Here is a 1045-nt window from a genome sequence, read left to right as displayed (position 1 = left end):
CTATAAATTTAATACTTTGATCGCTATGTTTCTAATTATAAGTGAAATATATTTATTCTTATATCGAACTCACGTTACTTATTGTCGTATCTGCCTGTAAAAAGCAGTTTCCCTTTCTGTGTATATTGTTTTACGAAATCACCTTTGTGGGAAGTGTACATATTTCTGTCATGTTCATATTGTTTCCATAAATCAAGTTTAAGCCGTTCATATTCTTTCGCAATAGCTGTATTTGCTTGAAGATAATCTCTGAAATACAATTCATCATTATCTCCCTCATAACATAAGTGTAGATGAAATACCCGTTCAGCAAATCCTTGTAATGTATAACCTTTATTGAAATCAATGCGACTGTCGTTCTCTGCCATGCAGATATAGCCGCATCTTTCAATTGTACCTTTCAAATTGACGACTTTTTCTTCTCTTGGGATTTCCACAAGTATATCTATGGTAGGCTTTGCCCAAATTTCTTTAATTGCTGTGCTACCTATATGGCTAATACGTTCAATACAGGGAAGTCTCTCTTTCAGCAACTCCGCTTCTTCCTTATACCAATCTGTCCAATAGTCTTGGTGTGCAGTCAGGGTTATGGGGAATAATTGCCAAAGCTCGTCTAATGATAATTCAGTTAATTTCTTTTGTTCCATATCATGTGGCAATTGTTATTAATAATAGGTGACATAGCTATATAGATAAATTACAGCCAAAAATCAATTAATTCTTTTATTTCCTATTTCATTATCAACATTCTTTTTTGTATTAATGTTTTATGCTGATAATGGTTTGCAGCTTGCCGCCGTTAGGCAGGACAGGTGTATGTTGTAAGCTAAATTTCGTATTCAATCTTGTAATCTTCATATACATTGAATACCGTTTCACAATCTGATAAAATACTTTCAAGCAAAGGTTTGACCTCACTATTCCAATCTAACTTACCCAGCCCTGCACCTATTTTCGGTAGCGACACGGTTTTGATACCTCTGCTTTCGCACACTTTTTTCAAGCGTTTCAAACCTTTATTCAGATATGTGAGTTCCGCATGATA

Annotated in this window: 2 protein-coding genes; both read right to left on the bottom strand. The window is 34.5% G+C overall.

The genetic code is table 11. From position 1 onward, the window contains the following. Positions 1-74: 74 nt before the first annotated feature. Entirely contained in the window at positions 75-647 is a 573-nt protein-coding gene (locus LPH68_RS26380) for a GrpB family protein (protein WP_009039877.1), read from the bottom strand. A 179-nt stretch (positions 648-826) separates the two neighbouring features. Then, positions 827-1045, bottom strand: a 219-nt coding sequence (locus tag LPH68_RS26375) for a macro domain-containing protein (RefSeq protein ID WP_230297286.1), incomplete at its 5' end; no start/stop codon positions are given.

The organism is Bacteroides sp. 1_1_30, from assembly GCF_020982715.1.
Taxonomy (GTDB): domain Bacteria; phylum Bacteroidota; class Bacteroidia; order Bacteroidales; family Bacteroidaceae; genus Bacteroides; species Bacteroides xylanisolvens.
This window is presented reverse-complemented; position numbering and strand designations above follow the sequence as displayed.